The organism is Kitasatospora sp. NPDC059577 (assembly GCF_042735475.1).
Taxonomy (GTDB): Bacteria; Actinomycetota; Actinomycetes; order Streptomycetales; family Streptomycetaceae; genus Kitasatospora.
This window is the reverse complement of record NZ_JBHWBZ010000021.1, coordinates 71,683-89,269: the sequence shown is the minus strand read 5'-3', so window position 1 is coordinate 89,269 and position 17,587 is coordinate 71,683. Positions and strand designations below refer to the sequence as shown.

The window sequence follows — 17,587 nt, the reverse complement described above, 5'->3', positions numbered from 1 at the left end:
GCCCCCCGCGCCCCCCCCCCCCCCCCCCCTTCTCGCGGTGCGCTTAGCTGAACGAGTCGCCGCAGGCGCAGGAGCCGGTGGCGTTCGGGTTGTCGATCGTGAAGCCCTGCTTCTCGATGGTGTCGACGAAGTCGACGGTGGCGCCGCCCAGGTACGGGGCGCTCATCCGGTCGGTGACGACCTTCACACCGTCGAAGTCCTTGAGCACGTCGCCGTCGAGCGAGCGCTCGTCGAAGAACAGCTGGTAACGCAGGCCGGAGCAGCCGCCGGGCTGGACGGCGACGCGCAGCGCGAGGTCCTCGCGGCCTTCCTGCTCCAGCAGGGCCTTGACCTTGGCCGCGGCGGCATCGGTAAGGAGGATGCCACTCTCGACGGTGGTCTCGTCCTGGACGGTCATCTGCTTTCTCCCGGTCTTTGACGACGGTCTACCGCCAGTGCCAACCACCGGCTGTCCGGATTCATTTCCCGGGCGGCGGTGGATTTCTGCGGCCTGTCGTGCGGTGGATTTCCGTGGGCCGGGCGTACCACCCGTGTCCCCTACGCTCCCCATGCTCGCACAACCCCGGAGGACCGGTCACCGCCCGAGCCGTGGATCCGGGTGAACCGGCCCCGCCGCGGCCGGTCGGACGCGAGGATGGTGGGCATGATCCTTCGCCCGGTCAGGGACACCGCCGCGGACGCGGAGGCGGTCCAGGAGCTGTCCGCCGCCGCGTTCGCCGACCCCGCGGGGGCCGGGCCGGCGCCGGGGCCGACCCCGCTGCAGCTGGCCAGGACCAGGCACCTGGCGCGCACCGATCCCGGGGGCTGCTGGCTGGCCTCGGTCGACGGGGAGCCGGTCGGCGTGGTGCTCTCGATGCGCCGGGAGGGCCTGTGGACGCCGTCCCTGTACGCGGTGCGGCCGTCCGCGCAGGGCAAGGGCGTCGGGCGGCTGCTGCTGGAGCGGGCGGCGACGCACGCGCGGGGCTGTCTGCGCGGGATGGTCTGCGCGTCGGACTCCGCCGCGGCGGCGCGCCGCTACCGGTTGGCCGGGTTCACCCTGCACCCGGCGATGCGGCTGTCCGGGCGGGTGGACCGGAGCGGGCTGATCGACCCCGGGGACATCCCGGTGCACCGCGGCAACGCCACCCACCTGCACCTGCTGGACTCGGTGGACCGGCGGCTGCGCGGGTCGGCGCACGGGCCCGACCACGAGCTGATGCTGGGCCACTTCGAGGAGCTGCTGGTCGCCGACGCGCTGGCCGGCAGCGGCTACTGCTACCGGGACGGCGGCACGGTGCGGCTGCTGGCGGCCACCAGCAAGCGGATCGCCGCCCGGCTGCTGCGCGAGGCGCTGGCCCGGGTGCCGGACGGCGTCGGGGCGCGGGTGGACTTCCTGACCGCCGAGCAGGAGTGGGCGCTGGACGTCGGGCTGGAGGTCGGCCTGACGCCGGTGGCGGGCGGCTTCGTCGGGGTGCGCGGGATGCGTCCGCCGGCGCCGTACCTGCCGAGCGGGGCGTTCCTGTAGGCCCGCCGACGCGTACGGCCCCACCGGGGGCCGGTGGGGCCGTACGCGTGGAGCCCTGATCAGGCCATGGTGTCCAGGATCTCCCGGACCATCTCCATGGTGGTGCCCGGGTGCAGGAAGGCGAAGCGGGCGACCGTCTCGCCGTCCCAGCCGGTGGGGGTGACGAAGCCGATCTGGTCCGCGAGCAGCTGCTGCGACCAGCGGTAGTAGTCGTCGTTGGTCCAGCCCGTGCGCTTGAAGCAGACCGCCGAGAGCTGCGGGTCGAACAGCAGCTCCAGGTGGTCGCTCTCGCGGATCAGCTGCGCGGTGTCCCGGGCGAGCGTGAGGCCGGCCTCGATGGCGTCGGTGTAGGCCTGGACGCCGTGCACGGCCAGCGAGAACCAGAGCGGCAGGCCGCGGGCGCGCCGGGTCAGGTGGTAGGCGTAGTCGGTGGGGTTCCACTCGTCGCCCTCGGTGTGCAGGACGTCCAGGTACGAGGCGTCCTGGGTGTGCACGGCGCGGGCGAGCTGCGGGTTGCGGTAGATCAGCGCCGCGCAGTCGAAGGGGGCGAACAGCCACTTGTGCGGGTCGACCACGAAGGAGTCGGCGTGCTCGATGCCGTTGTAGCGCTCGCGCACCGAGGGGGCGAAGAGGCCCGCGCCGCCGTAGGCGCCGTCCACGTGGAACCACAGGTCGCGCTCGCGGGCGACCTCGGCCAGGCCCGCGAGGTCGTCGACGATGCCCTCGTTGGTGGTGCCGCCGGTGCCGACGACCGCGATCACCGTCTCCGGGTTCGGGTCGGCGGCCAGCGCGGCGCGCAGCGCCTCACCGGTGAACCGCCGGTTCACGGTCGGGACCTTGAAGGCCTCGACGCCGATGATGTTGAAGGTGTTCTTGACCGAGGAGTGCACCTGGTCGGCGACGGCTATCCGCAGCCGCGCCTCCGGGCCGACGCCGAGGCGACGGCGGGCGGTGTCGCGGGCGACGACGAGGGCGGAGAGGTTGCCCGCCGAACCGCCGGAGACGAAGGTGCCGCCGGCCGTCCCGGGCATGCCCGCGCGGTCGGCGATCAGGCGCAGGACCTGGTTCTCGGCGGCGATCGCGCCGGCCGCCTCCAGCCAGGAGATGCCCTGCAGCGAGGCGCAGGAGACCACCATGTCGAACAGCAGCGCGGCCTTGGTCGGAGCGCACGGGATGAAGGACAGGTAGCGCGGGCTGTCGGCGGAGATGACCGCGCGGGACAGCTCGTGGTCGTAGAGCTTGAGCACGTCGGCCGGGTTGTTGCCGTCCTGGTTCAACAGGCCGGCCAGCTGGGCGCGCAGGTGCTCGCCGTCACCGGGGTGGTCGAGCGGGACGGGGTCGTACTGCAGCCGCTCCCGCATGTAGTCGAAAACCAGGTCGACCAGTTCGTTGTCGGGCCGGTGCATGCGGTCGGGGGCTGCGGACACGGCGGGTCCCTCTCGGCTGTGGGGTGTCGGGGGGTGAGGATCCGGCCCGGTCGGCGGGGGTCTTCACCGCGACGACCGGACGTGATCAGCGTAGGCAGCCGGAGTGCCTCGCCGCGCGTCGGAACGCGGCTGGTCAGGCAGGTTTCGAGCGTCTTCGGGGCGGTCCGCGCAGGATTCCTGCGTATCCCCCGGGGCGTCAGCCGATCAGCTGGGAGAGGACGACCGAGGAGCGGCTGCGCTGGACCCCGGGCTCGCGCCGGATCCGCTCGATGACGGCCTCCAGGTGGCGCATGTCGGCCGCTCGCAGGTGGACCAGGGCGTCCGGGTCGCCGGTGACCGTCCAGGCCGCGATGACCTCGGGGAACTGGCGCAGGCTGGCGAGGATCTCCTCGGGGGCGGTGCGCTCGCGGCAGTAGACCTCGACGAACGCCTCGGTCTGCCAGCCGAGGACGGCGGGGTCGAGCACCACGGTGAAGCCCCGCACCACGCCGCGCGCCCGGAGCCGGTCGATCCGGCGGCGCACGGCGGTGGCGGAGAGGTTCACCTGCACGCCGATCTCGGCGTACGAGGCGCGGCCGTCGCTGCCGAGCCGGGCGAGCAGGAGCCGGTCGGTCTCGTCCAGGTCGGCCCCGACCACCTCGTTCGCTCGGCTGCTGGTCATCGGTGCGGGGCTCCACGGGTCGTGCGGGGGTTCGGCTGCGCGTCGCGGCGGCGGCGGTCTCTTCCGGAGCGGTCTGCCGAAACGGTTCGCCACCCATTCTGGCGGATGACCTGGACGAGTTCACCGCCGACGGACGACGGGCAGGAGGCCGTCACTCCACCAGGAGGACGATCTTGCCCCGGGTGCGGCCCTCCGCACTGAGCGCCTGGGCGGAGGCGGCCTGGGCCAGCGGGAAGGTGGAGGCGACGGTCACGGTCAGCCGGCCGTCGTCGGCGAGCGCGGCCAGCTCGGCCAGGCCGTCGGCGTCCGGTCGGACCCAGACGTACCGGCCGCCGAGGGCCTTGACCCCGAAGTCCGCGACCGAGGCGATCCGGCCCGGGTCGGCCACCAGGCCCGCCGAGACCCGGACCGCGCCGCGGCCGACCAGGTCCAGGGCCGCGTCCACCCCGTCCGGGGCGAGCGCGCGGACCCGGTCGGCCAGGCCGTCGCCGTAGCGGACCGGCTCCGCGCCGAGACGGCGCAGGTAGTCGTGGTTGTGCTCGGCCGCGGTGCCGATCACCCGGGCGCCGCGGGCCCGGGCCAGCTGCACCGCCAGGTGGCCGACCCCGCCGGCCGCGGCGTGCACCAGGACGGTCTCGCCCTCGGTGAGCCGCAGCGCCCTGAGGCCCTGCAGCGCGGTGAGCCCGGCCAGCGGCAGGCCGCCGGCCTGCGCCCAGTCCAGCGCGGCCGGTTTGCGGGCGAGGGTGCGGACCGGGGCGGAGAGCAGCTCGGCGTAGGTGCCGTGCTCGACGGCGTCCTTGCGGACGTATCCGTAGACCTCGTCGCCCGGGGCGAACTCGGTGACCCCGCCGCCGACCGCGCGGACCACGCCGGCCGCGTCCCAGCCCATGACCAGCGGGAAGTGCGCGTCCAGCAGGCCGTCCAGGGCGCCGTCCCGGACCTTCCAGTCCACCGGGTTCACCCCGGCCGCCCGGACCTCCACCAGGACCGAGTCCGGCCCGACCTTGGGGTCGGGCAGGTCGGTGTACTCGACCACCTCGGGGCCGCCGTAGCGATTGATCGCGATTGCTTTCATGGCTCAGCCATACCCGGGGGCTTGGAAGTATCGATTCGGCCACGCCAGGAAGCATCCGATCCGGCGAGCGGTTCTCGTCACATCGACAGGATGGCCATCGTCACGCCGACGCCAACCGGTTATCATAGATAGCGTCAGTTAGACGAAAAGGCTTCACCGCTCGATCGGCCGCACAGAAGGGCACCCGCCCGTGACCACCACCATCACCGAGACCTCCGGCGTCGACCCCACTCCGACGCCGCTCGCTCTGCTGCTGCTCGGCCGCGAGGCCGACCCGAACAGCGAGCGCGGCGTCGAGTGCCCCGGTGACCTCCCCCCGGCCTCCGACCCGAACCTCGTCGAGCGCGCCCGGGCGGCCAAGGCCGCTCTCGGCGACCGCGTGTTCATCCTCGGACACCACTACCAGCGCGACGAGGTGATCGAGTTCGCCGACGTCACCGGCGACTCCTTCAAGCTCGCCCGCGACGCGGCGGCCCGCCCCGAGGCCGAGTACATCGTCTTCTGCGGCGTGCACTTCATGGCCGAGTCCGCGGACATCCTCACCACCGAGGCCCAGCAGGTCGTCCTGCCGGACCTCGCGGCCGGCTGCTCGATGGCCGACATGGCCACCGCCGAGCAGGTCGCCGAGTGCTGGGACGTGCTGACCGACGCCGGCATAGCCGACGTGACCGTCCCGGTCTCGTACATGAACTCCTCCGCCGACATCAAGGCCTTCACCGGCTGGCACGGCGGCACCATCTGCACCTCCTCCAACGCCAAGCGCGCGCTGGAGTGGGCGTACGAGCAGGGCGAGAAGGTGCTCTTCCTGCCCGACCAGCACCTCGGCCGCAACACCGCGGTGCGCGAGATGGGCTTCTCGCTGGACGACTGCGTCCTGTACAACCCGCACAAGCCGAACGGCGGCCTGACCGTCGAGCAGCTGCGCGACGCGAAGATGATCCTGTGGCGCGGCCACTGCTCGGTGCACGGCCGGTTCAGCGTGGAGTCGGTTAACGACGTCCGCGAGCGGATCCCCGGCGTGACCGTGCTGGTGCACCCCGAGTGCAAGCACGAGGTCGTCGCGGCCGCCGACATGGTGGGCTCGACCGAGTACATCATCAAGGCGCTGGACGCCGCCGAGCCCGGCTCCAAGTGGGCCATCGGCACCGAGCTGAACCTGGTCCGCCGCCTGGCCAAGGCGCACCCGGACAAGGAGATCGTCTTCCTGGACCGCACGGTCTGCTTCTGCTCGACCATGAACCGGATCGACCTGCCGCACCTGGTCTGGGCGCTGGAGTCGCTGGTCGAGGGGCGGGTGCCGAACGTGATCAGCGTCGACCCGGAGACCGAGAAGCACGCCAAGGCGGCGCTGGACCGGATGCTGGCCCTGCCGTAGAGCCGGCACGAGCGACACGCGAAAGGGCGGGTCCCCTCCTGGTGGAGGGGACCCGCCCTTTCGTCTGGCAGCAGCCGCAGCGTTACTCGGGGAAGCCCGGGATCACGCCTTCGCCGTCGGCCATCAGGAGGTCGCGGACCTCGTCGATCGTCGCGTCCGCACTCGGCAGGATCAGCTCGGACGGCTCCAGCGAGTCCAGCGGCACCGGGGTGCCGTACTGCTTCACCGCCTCCAGCAGCTTGCCGTAGGCCCGGCGGAAGAGCTCCTCGTCCCCCGAATCCACTGCGGTGACGAGCTCGGAGTCGAGCTCGTTGAGCAGGTTCAGGTGGTCCTCGCCCACCTCGAACTGCCCTTCACCCATGACCCTCATGATCATGCCGTGCGTCTCCCTGGTTCGTGGGGGTCGAGCTCAGATCACTTGTTGTAGTTGATGCGCGGGGTGTCCTGCTGCTGCTGTGGCTGGGCCTCGGGCTTGCCCTGCTCGATCGCGGCCGGACCCGAGGCGGGACCGCCGGACAGCTCGGCCTTCATCCGGGCCAGCTCCAGCTCGACGTCGGACCCGCCGGCGACGCGCTCCAGCTCGGCCTCGATGTCGTCCTTGCGGCCGAGACCGCTGGCGTCGTCGAGCGCGCCCGAGGCGAGCAGCTCGTCGATCGCACCGGCCCGGGCCTGCATCTGGGCGGTCTTGTCCTCGGCGCGCTGGATGGCCAGGCCGACGTCACCCATCTCCTCCGAGATCCCGGAGAAGGACTCGGCGATGCGGGTCTGCGCCTGCGCGGCGGTGTACGTCGCCTTGATGGTCTCCTTCTTGGTGCGGAAGGCGTCCACCTTGGCCTGAAGCCGCTGGGAGGCGAGGGTGAGCTTCTCCTCCTCGGCCTGCAGCTGCTGGTACTGCGTCTCCAGATCGGTGATCTGGGACTGCATGTTGGCCTTGCGGGTCAGCGCCTCGCGGGCGAGGTCCTCACGGCCGAGGGACAGCGCCTTGCGGCCCTGGTCCTCGTACTTGGCCGACTGCTGCTGGAGCTGGGTCAGCTGGAGTTCGAGGCGCTTTCGCGAGGTCGCGACGTCCGCGACACCACGCCGTACCTTCTGCAGCAGTTCGAGCTGCTTCTGGTAGGAGTAGTCGAGCGTCTCACGGGGATCCTCCGCCCGATCCAAGGCTTTGTTCGCCTTGGAGCGGAAGATCAGCCCCATACGCTTCATGATTCCGTCGCTCATGGGCCTCGGGTGCCCCCTTCTCCGGGCTGCGGTCTTATCTCGTTACCAGACACGACGAGTGTATGTGCAGCGAGCCCATCGCCGCAGTGCACCTGCCTGCAACAAGACTGCTACAGCGACCAGGGGTGTTTCCTCCTCCCCCGGGTGGATCCGCCCCTCATCCCCCCCATCGTCCATCCGACTGATCCCCTACGGGAAGCCCCCGGGAAACCCGGTTCGGGCGACCACCCCGCGGTATCGATATGCGTTCGGTTCCGAGGGCACCCGTGGAAGCGGCTCCGCACCCCGTACGCTGGGGGTGTGTTCCGACGCCGTTCAGATGATGCCGCCGCCTCCGCCACCGTGCTGGAGAAGCAGGACGAGACGCCCCAGGCCCGCCACCCGGAGGCCAAGAAGGGCCGCCCCACCCCCAAGCGCAACGAGGCCGAGGCCCACCGGCGCACCCGGGTGACGGTGCCCAAGGACCGCAAGGAGGCCAGCCGCCAGGCCCGCGACCGGATGCGGGGCGAGCGCGAGAAGCAGCGCCAGGCGCTGATGAACGGCGACGAGCGGCACCTGCCGGCCCGCGACAAGGGCCCGGTGCGCAAGTTCGCCCGTGACTACGTGGACGCCCGCTGGTCGCTCGCCGAGTTCTTCCTCCCGGCCGCCGTGGTCATCCTGGTGCTGAGCATCATCAAGGTCCAGCAGATCCAGGTGCTCTCCACGCTGCTGTTCCTGCTGTTCTTCGTCTTCGTGATCCTGGACTTCGCCCGCCTCGGCCTCGGCCTGCGCAAGCAGCTCGCCGAGCGGTTCCCGACCGAGAACACCCGCGGCACGGTCGCCTACGGCATCATGCGCACCCTGCAGATGCGCCGGCTGCGCCTGCCCAAGCCGCAGGTGCGGCGCGGGGAGAAGCCCTGACCGCCGAACCGGTCGACTCCGGCTGGGCCCCGCCTTCCTGGGAGGGGCCCGGCCTGTACGCGCTGCCGGGGCAGGGCCACGGCGGCCACGACCGGCTGGCCCAGGAGCGCCTGCTGCCCTCGCGCAGCGGGTCCTTCGCCGGCGGCACCGCCGCCTGGCTGGACCGGCTCGGCGGACTGCGCAACTTCGTCCGCCAGGAACTCGTCTCGCGCCAGCTCGCCGAACAGCTGACCGGCCGCAGCGCGCAGCGGGTCCTGGACATCGGCTGCGGCCAGGGCACCCAGGCCCTGCGGCTGGCCCGGGCCGGCCACCACGTCACCGGGATCGACTCCGACCCGGTCGCGCTCGGCGTCGCCCAGGGGGCGCTCGCCGAGGAGCCGGCGGAGGTCCGCGGCCGGCTGCAGCTGCTCAGCGGGGACGGCCACCAGTGCGGGCGCTGGTTCGGCCCGCGCAGCTTCGACGTGGTGCTCTGCCACGGCGTCCTGATGTACCTGCCCGACCCGGACCCGATGATCGCCTCGCTGGCCCGGCTGCTGGCACCCGGCGGACTGCTCTCGCTGCTGGTCCGCAACCGCGACGCGCTCGCGCTGCGGCCCGCCGCCGCCGGCGACTGGCGGGCCGCGCTGCACGCCTTCGAGAGCGACCGGTACTACAACCGGCTCGGGCTGGCCGCCCGCGCCGACCGGCTCGCCGACCTCTCCGTCACCCTCTCCGAGGTGTCGGTGCCGCTCCGGCACTGGTACGGCGTGCGGGTCTTCACCGACAACGCCCCCGACGACGCGGCCCCGCCGGTCGACGGACGGCAGCTGGCCCAGCTGCTGGAGGCCGAGGACCGGGCCGGCCGCACCGACCCGTACCGGCAGGTCGCCGCGTTGCTGCACGTGATCGGGGCGAAGTAGGGCGCCTGCCGCGCCCGCCCCGGCCGAGGGCCTACTCCTCGTGCAGGCTCATCGCGTAGACGACCCGGTCGTCCTCCAGGAGCACCGCGGTGTCGACGCCGTCCTCCGCGAGCTGCTTCCAGGACTCGCCGATCCAGGTCTCGGCGTCCCCCTGGCCGGCGAACTCCTCCTGGCTGCCGCCGGGCGTCACCGCGCTGCCGTCCGCCTTCTCGTACCGCCACGTCCACGCCATGCCCGGCTCCTCCCACTGACGACACTGCCTGTGTTGCTGCGCACCTTAGCCTGCCCGGCCGGATCTTCCGTATGCCTCGTCCGGCAGGATGGGCGGCATGGCGACCCTCCCCCCGCTCCCCCGCACGCTGCTGCTCGGCGGCGCCCGCTCCGGCAAGTCGACCCGGGCCGAGCAGCTCCTCGCCGACCGCCCGGACGTCCTGTACGTGGCCACCGGCGGCACCCGGGACGGGGACGACGAGTGGGCCCGGCGGGTCGCGCTGCACCGCGAGCGCCGGCCGGCGAGCTGGCGCACCGCCGAGACCTGTGACCTGGAGGCCGTGCTGGCCGACACCGCCGATCCGGCGCCGGTGCTGGTCGACTGCCTGGCGCTCTGGCTCACCGCCGTGATGGACGAGTGCGACGCCTGGGACGACGGGGTCTGGGAGGACCGGGGCGAGGCCGCGGTGCAGCGGCGCTGCGAGGCACTGGCGGCGGCCTGGGCGGCCACCGGGCGGACGGTCGTCGCCGTGAGCAACGAGGTCGGCATGGGTGTCGTCCCCGCCACCGCCGCCGGGCGGCGTTTCCGCGACACCCTGGGCCGGCTCAACATGGCCGTGGCGGACGCCTCGGAGCGGGTCCTGCTGGTCGTGGCGGGGCAGGTGCTGACCGTCAAGCCAGCCGCGGGCTGAACATCTTCGGCGTGTAGCCTTCCGGACGATGGACACGACCGTGGATCTCGATACGTTCTCCTCGCTCGTCGAGCGCCCCGACGAGAGCGCCCGGCGGGCCGCCGACGAACGCTGGCAGGCCGCCGACCGACCGCGCGGCGGGCTCGGCAGGCTGGAGGAACTGGGCAGCTGGCTGGCCTCCGTGCAGGGTCGCTCCCCGGTGCGCCCGGTGTCTGCGCCCAAGGTGCTGCTGTTCGCCGCCGACCACGGCGTGGCGGCACTCGGCGTCTCCCGGATGCCCGCCGTCGGCGGCACCGCGGCCCGGGTGCGGGCCGTGCTGGACGGCACCGCGCCGGTGGCCAAGCTGGCCGCGCGCTACGGCGCCGACGTGCGGGTCGTCGACGTCGCGGTGGACGTCGACCCGGCCGACTTCCCGGACGAGGTGGTCGCCCACCGGATCCGGCGCGGCTCCGGGCGGATCGACGTCGAGGACGCGCTCTCCCCGGAGGAGACCGCCCGGGCCTTCCGGGCCGGCATGGCCGTCGCCGACGAGGAGGCCGACGCCGGCACCGACCTGGTACTGCTCGGCGACCTCGGGGTCGGCTCCACCACGGTGGCCGGCGTCCTGGTCGGCGCGCTGTGCGGAACGGACGCGGCGGCGGTCACCGGGCGCGGCTCGGGCATCGACGACCGGGTCTGGATGGTCAAGTGCGCCACCATCCGGGACTCGCTGCGGCGGGCCCGGCCGGTGCTCGGCGACCAGCTGGCGCTCCTCGGCGTCACCGGCGGGGCCGACTTCGCGGCGATCACCGGCTTCCTGCTGCAGGCGGCCGTCCGGCGGCTGCCGGTGGTGCTGGACGGTGTGGTCGCGGCGGCCTGCGCGCTGGTCGCGCAGCGGATCGCCTTCCGCGCACCCGAGTGGTGGCGGGCCGGGCAGTCCAGCGGCGAGCCGGCCCAGGCGAAGGCGTACGACCGACTGACCCTGACGCCGCTGCAGGACCAGGGGATCACCATGGGCGAGGGCGTCGGCGCGCTGCTCGCGCTGCCGCTGCTGCAGGCGGCGGGGGACGCGCTCTCGGACGAGACCCCGAAGCCGTTCGTACCGGCGGCGCCCGCCGCGCCGAAGGAGCAGCCGAGGCTGCCCTCGGCGGCGGACCTGCTGCGGAAGCTGTAGGCGGCAGGGCCGACCGGGCGCCGGGGACCCAGGGCCGGAGACCGGGACCGGGCCGTCGCCTCGGTCCCGCGCGGTTTCCCGCGCCCCCGGGCGGACGCCCGGCAGTCCGGAGAACGCCCCGCACAGGGGCGTTCCCGCGGTGAGAGGAACGCGTTGATGACGGACCGCACTGCTCGGGCCACGTGGGAGGACGGGCTGCGGTTCGGGTTCGGGACCCTGTCCGTGCTGCGGGTGCGGGTGGAGCGCTGGGACCGGGCGGCGGGGGCCCGGGCGATGGCGACGGCCCCGCTGGTGGGACTGGTGCTGGGCGTACTGGCCGCCGGGGCGGGGGCGCTGGTGGCCTGGCGGGCCGGCGGGCCGCTCGGGGCGGTGGCCTCGGTGGGCGTGCTCGCCGGGCTGACCCGGGGCCTGCACCTGGACGGCTTGGCGGACGTCGCCGACGGGCTCGGCAGCGGGAAGCCGGCCGAGGACGCGCTGCGCATCATGAAGCAGTCCGACATCGGCCCGTTCGGCGTGCTGACCCTGGTCCTCGTACTGCTGGCCCAGACCGCCGCACTGGCCGGTCAGTTCGGGCACTCGCCGCTGCGCGGCGCGCTCGCGGTGCTCGCCTCGGCGACGGCCGCCCGCTGCGCGCTCGCCTGGGGCTGTCTGCGGTCGGTGCCCGCCGCCCGGCCGGGCGGGCTGGGCGCGGTGGTCGCGAGCACGGTGACACCCGCCGGGGCGGTCGCCGGGACGGCCGGATCGGCAGTCGTCCTGGCCGCACTCGGACTGTTCGACGGATGGTCAGCTCTCCGTCTCCCGCTGGCCCTTGTGTTCGGGGTCGGCTGCGCCCGACTGCTGCTCGGGAGGTGCGTGCGGCGCTTCGGCGGAATCACCGGGGACGTGCTCGGGGCGATGGCCGAGACCGCCGCGACGGGAGCGCTGTTCGCCCTGGCGTTGCTCGGCTGACACCGGGCGGCGCGTGATCCCAGCATGCGGACTACCATGCGTGGAGCACCGCAGCCCTGCACCGTGGCAGGTCCTGCCCGCCCGGCGCGTTCCGAGGAGCCGGGGCCTCCGGTGTGCGCGGCCGCTCCGGCGGGCGCGCGCAACCAGGGGGCCCGGACCCGGAGGCCCGCCGGCGGACGGCCTGCGACGGCGGGCTGCGCCGGTGCGGCAGCCGCGCCGCGACCGGCCGTGGACCGCGAAAGAACAGGACGCATTACGTGACTGCATTGTCTGTGAGCACCTCCTCCGCCGCCTCGCTGCGCGCGGACGCCCTGGTGGTCGGTGTCGCCAAGGGCCCGAAGGGCATCGTGCTGGCCCCCGGCGCCGAGGCCGTGAACGAGGCGTTCGAGGGCAAGCTGGCCGAGGTCCTCAGCACCCTGGGCGCGACCGGCGCCGAGGGCGAGGCCGTGAAGGTCCACTCCCCCGCCGGCCTGAAGGCCGCGCTCGTGCTCGCGGTCGGCCTCGGCGAGGCCGGCGAGGAGGGCTACGGGCTGGAGGCGCTGCGCCGCGCCGCCGGTGTCGCCGCCCGCGCCCTGGCCGGTGCCAAGAAGGCTGCGCTGGCCCTGCCGGCCGAGTCCGCCGCGGAGATCGAGGCGGTCGCGCTGGGCGGCCTGCTCGGCTCGTACGCCTTCGGCACGTACAAGGGCAACGGCAACGGCAAGGAGCCGGTCGGCGAGCTGGTCCTGCTGGCCGCCCGCAAGGGCAGCAAGGACGCCAAGGCCGCCGTGGAGCGGGCCGCCGCGCTCGGCGAGGAGATGAACCGCGCCCGCGACCTGGTCAACACCGCCCCGAACGACCTGAACCCGAAGAGCTTCGCCGCGATCGCCCAGGCGGCCGGCAAGGAGCACGGCCTCAAGGTCGAGGTGCTGGACGAGAAGGCGCTGACCAAGGGCGGCTTCGGCGGCCTGCTGGGCGTCGGCGTCGGCTCGACCAACCCGCCGCGCCTGGTGAAGGTGGCCTACACCCACCCGAAGGCCAAGGCCACCCTGGCGTTCGTCGGCAAGGGCATCACCTACGACTCGGGCGGCATCTCGCTGAAGCCGGCCGGCCACAACGAGACCATGAAGTGCGACATGGCCGGCGCCGCCGCCGTGTTCGCCGCCGTGGTGGCCGCCAAGCGCCTGGGCCTGGCCGTCAACGTGACCGCCTGGCTGGCGCTGGCCGAGAACATGCCGTCCGGCTCCGCCACCCGCCCGGGCGACGTGCTGCGGATGTACGGCGGCAAGACCGTCGAGGTCCTGAACACCGACGCCGAGGGCCGTCTGGTGCTGGCCGACGCCATCGTGCGGGCCGGCGAGGAGAACCCGGACGTCATCGTCGACGTGGCCACCCTGACCGGCGCCATGGTGCTGGCCCTGGGCAACCGCACCTTCGGCGTGATGGCCAACAACGACGAGCTGCGCGACGACCTGCACGCCCTCGCGGGCGAGGTGGGCGAGCAGTCCTGGCCGATGCCGCTGCCCGCCGACCTGCGCAAGGGCATGACCGAGTCGACCATCGCCGACCTGGCCAACATGGGCGAGCGGATGGGCGGCGGCCTGGTGGCCGGTCTGTTCCTCAAGGAGTTCGTGGCCGAGGGCATCGACTGGGCGCACCTGGACATCGCCGGCCCGGCGTTCCACGAGGGCGCCCCGTTCGGCTACACCCCGAAGGGCGGCACCGCGAGCGCGGTGCGCACCCTGGTCCGCTTCGCCGAGCGGACGGCGAACGGCAAGGCCTGATCAGGCACCCGCCGAGACGGGGCCCGGCGCGTGCGCGCCGGGCCCCGTTCGCGTCCCGGTCCGGTTACCTACGAGTAGGACGGGCGGCCGGGTCGCACCCTTGTTCGCTGCGGGCGAAACTTTGTTCCACAGTGCGGAAGAGACCGCCGCGGATGGCGCGGAAGACCCCCGTCCGGCGGCTGTCAATACTGCGCTGAGCTGCGATGATGCCCATCCGTGGGGGGTATTCCCGCCCCGGTGACCACTCCGTGGGACACCTCGGGGGTGGACCCGGACATCAGCTACCGCGAACAAGTGCGAAGATGTATTTCCGGCACGACTGGGCGCCTCACAAAGGCTTCCGACCCACCGGACCGTACCGGCCCGGCGACCCACCCCATTGCATGGAGGACGTGACGTGGCGAACGACGCCAGCACCGTTTTCGACGTAGTCATTCTCGGAGGCGGAAGCGGCGGTTACGCCGCGGCGCTCCGCGCCGCTCAGCTGGGCCTGAGCGTCGCCCTGGTCGAGAAGGGTGAGCTGGGCGGCACCTGCCTGCACCGCGGCTGCATCCCGACCAAGGCGCTGCTGCACGCCGCCGAGATCGCGGACGAGACGAAGGAGGCCGCCGAGTTCGGCGTGCTGGCCACCTTCCAGGGCATCGACATCAACGGCGTCCACAAGTACAAGGACGACGTCATCGCCGGCCTGTACAAGGGCCTGCAGGGCCTGGTGGCGTCCCGCAAGGTCACCTTCATCCAGGGCGAGGGCAAGCTCTCCTCGCAGACCTCGGTGGACGTCAACGGCCAGCGCATCGAAGGCCGCCACATCGTCCTGGCCACCGGTTCCGTGCCGCGCTCGATCCCGGGCCTGGAGATCGACGGCAACCGCGTCATCTCCTCGGACCACGCCCTCAAGCTCGACCGCATCCCGAAGTCGGCCGTCATCCTCGGCGGCGGCGTCATCGGCGTCGAGTTCGCCTCGGTCTGGAAGTCCTTCGGCGTCGAGGTCACCATCGTCGAGGCCCTGCCGCACCTCGTTCCGCTGGAGGACGAGAACTCCTCCAAGCTGCTGGAGCGCGCGTTCCGCAAGCGCGGCATCAAGTTCGAGCTGAAGGCCCGCTTCTCGGGCGTGGAGTACACCGAGACCGGTGTCCGCATCTCCACCGAGAACGGCAAGCAGATCGACGCCGACCTGCTGCTCGTCGCCATCGGCCGCGGCCCGGTCTCGGCCGGCCTCGGCTACGAGGAGAACGGCGTCGCGATGGACCGCGGCTACGTCCTCGTCGACGAGTACATGCGCACCAACGTGCCCACCATCTCCGCGGTCGGTGACCTCGCCCCGACCCTGCAGCTGGCCCACGTCGGCTTCGCCGAGGGCATCCTGGTCGCCGAGCGCCTGGCCGGCCTCAAGCCCGTGCCGATCGACTACGACGGCGTCCCGCGCGTGACCTACTCCAACCCCGAGGTCGCCTCCGTCGGCATCTCCGAGGCCAAGGCCGTCGAGCTGTACGGCAAGGACAAGGTCGTCACCCTCAAGTACAACCTGGCCGGCAACGGCAAGAGCAAGATCCTGAAGACCGCCGGCGAGATCAAGCTCGTCCAGGTCAAGGACGGCGCCGTGGTCGGTGTCCACATGGTCGGCGCCCGCATGGGCGAGCAGGTCGGCGAAGCCCAGCTGATCTACAACTGGGAGGCCCTGCCGGCCGAGGTCGCGCAGCTCATCCACGCGCACCCGACCCAGTCCGAGGCCCTGGGCGAGGCGCACCTGGCGCTGGCCGGCAAGGCCCTGCACGCGCACGACTGATCGCGCCCCACCCCCCTTTTCCGGTACTTCCCGTACGCAAGTACTTCCCGTACGCAAGACTTGATAGGAGTCGCTGAAACCATGGCGGTCTCAGTAACACTGCCCGCGCTGGGCGAGAGCGTTTCCGAGGGCACCGTCACCCGTTGGCTGAAGGCCGAGGGTGAGCGTGTCGAGGTCGACGAGCCGCTGCTGGAGGTCTCGACCGACAAGGTCGACACCGAGATCCCGGCCCCCGCTTCCGGCATCCTCTCCTCGATCAAGGTCGGCGAGGACGAGACCGTCGAGGTCGGCGCCGAGCTGGCGATCATCGACGACGGCTCCGGCGCCCCCGCGCCCGTCGCCGCCCCGGCCGCCGAGGCCGCGCCCGTTGCCGCTCCGGCCCCGGTCGCCGCTCCGGCTCCGGTCGCCGCCCCGGCCCCCGTCGCTGCCCCGGCCCCGGCCGCCCCGGCCGCCCCGGCCGGCGACGCCACCCCGGTGCTGCTGCCCGCCCTGGGCGAGTCCGTCACTGAGGGCACCGTCACCCGCTGGCTGAAGGCCGAGGGTGAGACGGTCGAGGTCGACGAGCCGCTGCTGGAGGTCTCGACCGACAAGGTCGACACCGAGATCCCGTCCCCGGTCGCCGGCACCCTGGTGAAGATCCTGGTCGGCGAGGACGAGACCGCCGAGGTCGGCGCCCAGCTCGCGCTGATCGGCGCCGCGGGTGCCGTCGCCGCCGCCCCGGCCCCGGTCGCCGCTCCGGCCCCGGTCGCGGCCCCGGCCCCCGTTGCCGCTCCGGCCCCGGTTGCCGCTCCGGCCCCCGTGGCTGCCCCGGCTCCGGTTGCCGCCCCGGCCCCGGTTGCCGCTCCGGCCCCCGTGGCTGCCCCGGCTCCGGTTGCCGCTCCGGCCCCCGTTGCCGCTCCGGCTCCGGTCGCCGCTCCGGCTCCGGTCGCCGCCGCTGCCGACAACGGTGACGCCTACGTCACCCCGCTGGTGCGCAAGCTCGCCGCCGAGCACGGTGTCGCGCTGTCCTCCGTCGCCGGTACCGGCGTCGGCGGCCGCATCCGCAAGCAGGACGTCATCGCCGCCGCGGAGGCCGCCAAGGCCGCTCCGGCCCCCGTCGCCGCTGCCGCCCCGGCCGCCGCGCCGAAGGCCGCCGCCGCGCCGTCCGCCCTGCGCGGCCAGACGGTCAAGATGACCCGCATGCGCAAGGTCATCGGCGACAACATGATGAAGGCCCTGCACGAGCAGGCCCAGCTGACCAGCGTGGTCGAGGTGGACATCACCAAGATCATGTCGCTGCGCGGCAAGGCCAAGGACTCCTTCCTCGCCCGTGAGGGCGTGAAGCTGTCCCCGATGCCGTTCTTCGTCAAGGCCGCCGCCCAGGCGCTGAAGGCCCACGCGGTCGTCAACGCCCGGATCAACGACGCCGAGGGCACCATCACCTACTTCGACACCGAGAACATCGGTATCGCGGTGGACTCCGAGAAGGGTCTGATGACCCCGGTCATCAAGGGTGCGGGCGACCTCAACATCGCCGGCATCTCGAAGAAGACCGCCGAGCTGGCCGGCAAGGTCCGCGACAGCAAGATCACCCCGGACGAGCTGTCGGGCGCCACCTTCACCATCAGCAACACCGGTTCGCGCGGTGCGCTGTTCGACACCGTGATCGTGCCGCCGAACCAGGCCGCCATCCTGGGCATCGGCGCCACCGTCAAGCGCCCGGTCGTCATCGAGGCCGACGGCGGCACCGCCATCGGCATCCGCGACATGACCTACCTGTCGCTCTCCTACGACCACCGCCTGGTGGACGGCGCCGACGCCGCCCGCTACCTGGTCGCGGTCAAGGAGATCCTGGAGGCCGGCGAGTTCGAGGTCGAGCTCGGCCTCTGACCCCTCCACGGTCCTGGGGGGGGGACGCCCGGGCCCCCGCCCGCGCCGGGAGCGCCCGATCCCGGCCGCCGCCGCCCGGGCCCCCCCGCCCTCCCCCCCCCCCCGGCGCC

17 protein-coding genes are annotated in these 17,587 nt (G+C 73.1%); 10 read left to right on the top strand and 7 right to left on the bottom strand.

Annotation, left to right across the window (positions count from 1 at the left end; translation table 11 throughout):
• Window positions 1-43: 43 nt before the first annotated feature.
• A complete protein-coding gene (gene erpA / locus ACFV0O_RS18810; protein WP_189915188.1) occupies window positions 44-397 on the bottom strand; it encodes an iron-sulfur cluster insertion protein ErpA in 354 nt (117 codons plus the stop codon).
• 201 nt (window positions 398-598) lie between these two features.
• On the opposite strand from erpA, the gene ACFV0O_RS18805 reads away from it, so the two are divergent.
• The gene (locus ACFV0O_RS18805; RefSeq protein WP_380342836.1) at window positions 599-1,504 is read left to right on the top strand and encodes a GNAT family N-acetyltransferase; all 906 of its coding nucleotides are present in this window, start codon (window positions 599-601) and stop codon (window positions 1,502-1,504) included.
• 59 nt (window positions 1,505-1,563) lie between these two features.
• Here the strand turns inward: ACFV0O_RS18805 and ACFV0O_RS18800 are convergent, their stop codons facing one another.
• The 3 genes from ACFV0O_RS18800 to ACFV0O_RS18790 form a co-directional block, all read right to left on the bottom strand.
• The gene (locus ACFV0O_RS18800) at window positions 1,564-2,931 is read right to left on the bottom strand and encodes a pyridoxal phosphate-dependent decarboxylase family protein (protein ID WP_380342833.1); all 1,368 of its coding nucleotides are present in this window, start codon (window positions 2,929-2,931) and stop codon (window positions 1,564-1,566) included.
• 196 nt (window positions 2,932-3,127) lie between these two features.
• Window positions 3,128-3,592, bottom strand: a complete 465-nt coding sequence (locus ACFV0O_RS18795) for an Lrp/AsnC family transcriptional regulator (RefSeq protein WP_380342831.1) — start codon at window positions 3,590-3,592, stop codon at window positions 3,128-3,130.
• Between the two features lie 151 nt (window positions 3,593-3,743).
• The gene (locus ACFV0O_RS18790) at window positions 3,744-4,667 is read right to left on the bottom strand and encodes an NADP-dependent oxidoreductase (protein WP_380342829.1); all 924 of its coding nucleotides are present in this window, start codon (window positions 4,665-4,667) and stop codon (window positions 3,744-3,746) included.
• A gap of 190 nt (window positions 4,668-4,857) precedes the next feature.
• Here ACFV0O_RS18790 and nadA point away from each other — a divergent pair, with 190 nt between their 5' ends.
• On the top strand, window positions 4,858-6,042 hold the full coding sequence (gene nadA, locus ACFV0O_RS18785) for a quinolinate synthase NadA (RefSeq protein WP_380342826.1): 1,185 nt from the start codon (window positions 4,858-4,860) through the stop codon (window positions 6,040-6,042).
• A gap of 82 nt (window positions 6,043-6,124) precedes the next feature.
• On the opposite strand, the gene ACFV0O_RS18780 is transcribed toward nadA, so the two are convergent.
• Entirely contained in the window at window positions 6,125-6,418 is a 294-nt protein-coding gene (locus tag ACFV0O_RS18780; RefSeq protein WP_360262119.1) for a hypothetical protein, read from the bottom strand.
• Between the two features lie 38 nt (window positions 6,419-6,456).
• The gene (locus ACFV0O_RS18775; protein WP_380342823.1) at window positions 6,457-7,260 is read right to left on the bottom strand and encodes a PspA/IM30 family protein; all 804 of its coding nucleotides are present in this window, start codon (window positions 7,258-7,260) and stop codon (window positions 6,457-6,459) included.
• A gap of 300 nt (window positions 7,261-7,560) precedes the next feature.
• Here ACFV0O_RS18775 and ACFV0O_RS18770 point away from each other — a divergent pair, with 300 nt between their 5' ends.
• Together ACFV0O_RS18770 and ACFV0O_RS18765 are read left to right on the top strand one after the other, a co-directional pair.
• Window positions 7,561-8,160 (top strand): DUF3043 domain-containing protein, encoded by a 600-nt coding sequence (locus ACFV0O_RS18770; RefSeq protein ID WP_380342820.1) that lies wholly within the window; start codon window positions 7,561-7,563, stop codon window positions 8,158-8,160.
• A gap of 158 nt (window positions 8,161-8,318) precedes the next feature.
• Window positions 8,319-9,059 carry a class I SAM-dependent methyltransferase gene (locus ACFV0O_RS18765; RefSeq protein ID WP_380342913.1) on the top strand — a complete coding sequence of 247 codons (741 nt, stop codon included), beginning with the start codon at window positions 8,319-8,321 and terminating at the stop codon, window positions 9,057-9,059.
• 31 nt (window positions 9,060-9,090) lie between these two features.
• Here the strand turns inward: ACFV0O_RS18765 and ACFV0O_RS18760 are convergent, their stop codons facing one another.
• Window positions 9,091-9,291, bottom strand: coding sequence for a hypothetical protein (locus ACFV0O_RS18760; protein WP_360262116.1), 201 nt, complete (start codon window positions 9,289-9,291; stop codon window positions 9,091-9,093).
• Between the two features lie 97 nt (window positions 9,292-9,388).
• On the opposite strand from ACFV0O_RS18760, the gene cobU reads away from it, so the two are divergent.
• The 6 genes from cobU (at window position 9,389) to sucB (ending at window position 17,477) form a co-directional block, all read left to right on the top strand.
• Window positions 9,389-9,961, top strand: coding sequence for a bifunctional adenosylcobinamide kinase/adenosylcobinamide-phosphate guanylyltransferase (cobU, locus tag ACFV0O_RS18755; RefSeq protein ID WP_380342817.1), 573 nt, complete (start codon window positions 9,389-9,391; stop codon window positions 9,959-9,961).
• A gap of 28 nt (window positions 9,962-9,989) precedes the next feature.
• A complete protein-coding gene (locus ACFV0O_RS18750; protein ID WP_380342815.1) occupies window positions 9,990-11,114 on the top strand; it encodes a nicotinate-nucleotide--dimethylbenzimidazole phosphoribosyltransferase in 1,125 nt (374 codons plus the stop codon).
• 156 nt (window positions 11,115-11,270) lie between these two features.
• Entirely contained in the window at window positions 11,271-12,062 is a 792-nt protein-coding gene (locus tag ACFV0O_RS18745) for an adenosylcobinamide-GDP ribazoletransferase (RefSeq protein ID WP_380342812.1), read from the top strand.
• A gap of 257 nt (window positions 12,063-12,319) precedes the next feature.
• On the top strand, window positions 12,320-13,822 hold the full coding sequence (locus ACFV0O_RS18740; RefSeq protein WP_380342810.1) for a leucyl aminopeptidase: 1,503 nt from the start codon (window positions 12,320-12,322) through the stop codon (window positions 13,820-13,822).
• A gap of 397 nt (window positions 13,823-14,219) precedes the next feature.
• Window positions 14,220-15,608 carry a dihydrolipoyl dehydrogenase gene (gene lpdA, locus ACFV0O_RS18735; RefSeq protein WP_380342807.1) on the top strand — a complete coding sequence of 463 codons (1,389 nt, stop codon included), beginning with the start codon at window positions 14,220-14,222 and terminating at the stop codon, window positions 15,606-15,608.
• Window positions 15,609-15,689: 81 nt separating this feature from the next.
• A complete protein-coding gene (gene sucB, locus ACFV0O_RS18730) occupies window positions 15,690-17,477 on the top strand; it encodes a 2-oxoglutarate dehydrogenase, E2 component, dihydrolipoamide succinyltransferase (RefSeq protein WP_380342805.1) in 1,788 nt (595 codons plus the stop codon).
• The last annotated feature ends 110 nt before the right edge of the window (window positions 17,478-17,587 follow it).

Excerpts from the sequence above, each read along its gene's own strand:
- erpA (WP_189915188.1), bottom strand. The coding sequence starts at position 397 with ATGACCGTCCAGGACGAGACCACCGTCGAGAGTGGCATCCTCCTTACC.
- sucB (WP_380342805.1), top strand. The coding sequence starts at position 15,690 with ATGGCGGTCTCAGTAACACTGCCCGCGCTGGGCGAGAGCGTTTCCGAG.
- ACFV0O_RS18790 (WP_380342829.1), bottom strand. The coding sequence starts at position 4,667 with ATGAAAGCAATCGCGATCAATCGCTACGGCGGCCCCGAGGTGGTCGAG.
- ACFV0O_RS18795 (WP_380342831.1), bottom strand. The coding sequence starts at position 3,592 with ATGACCAGCAGCCGAGCGAACGAGGTGGTCGGGGCCGACCTGGACGAG.
- ACFV0O_RS18780 (WP_360262119.1), bottom strand. The coding sequence starts at position 6,418 with ATGATCATGAGGGTCATGGGTGAAGGGCAGTTCGAGGTGGGCGAGGAC.
- ACFV0O_RS18760 (WP_360262116.1), bottom strand. The coding sequence starts at position 9,291 with ATGGCGTGGACGTGGCGGTACGAGAAGGCGGACGGCAGCGCGGTGACG.
- ACFV0O_RS18775 (WP_380342823.1), bottom strand. The coding sequence starts at position 7,260 with ATGAGCGACGGAATCATGAAGCGTATGGGGCTGATCTTCCGCTCCAAG.
- ACFV0O_RS18750 (WP_380342815.1), top strand. The coding sequence starts at position 9,990 with ATGGACACGACCGTGGATCTCGATACGTTCTCCTCGCTCGTCGAGCGC.
- ACFV0O_RS18745 (WP_380342812.1), top strand. The coding sequence starts at position 11,271 with ATGACGGACCGCACTGCTCGGGCCACGTGGGAGGACGGGCTGCGGTTC.
- cobU (WP_380342817.1), top strand. The coding sequence starts at position 9,389 with ATGGCGACCCTCCCCCCGCTCCCCCGCACGCTGCTGCTCGGCGGCGCC.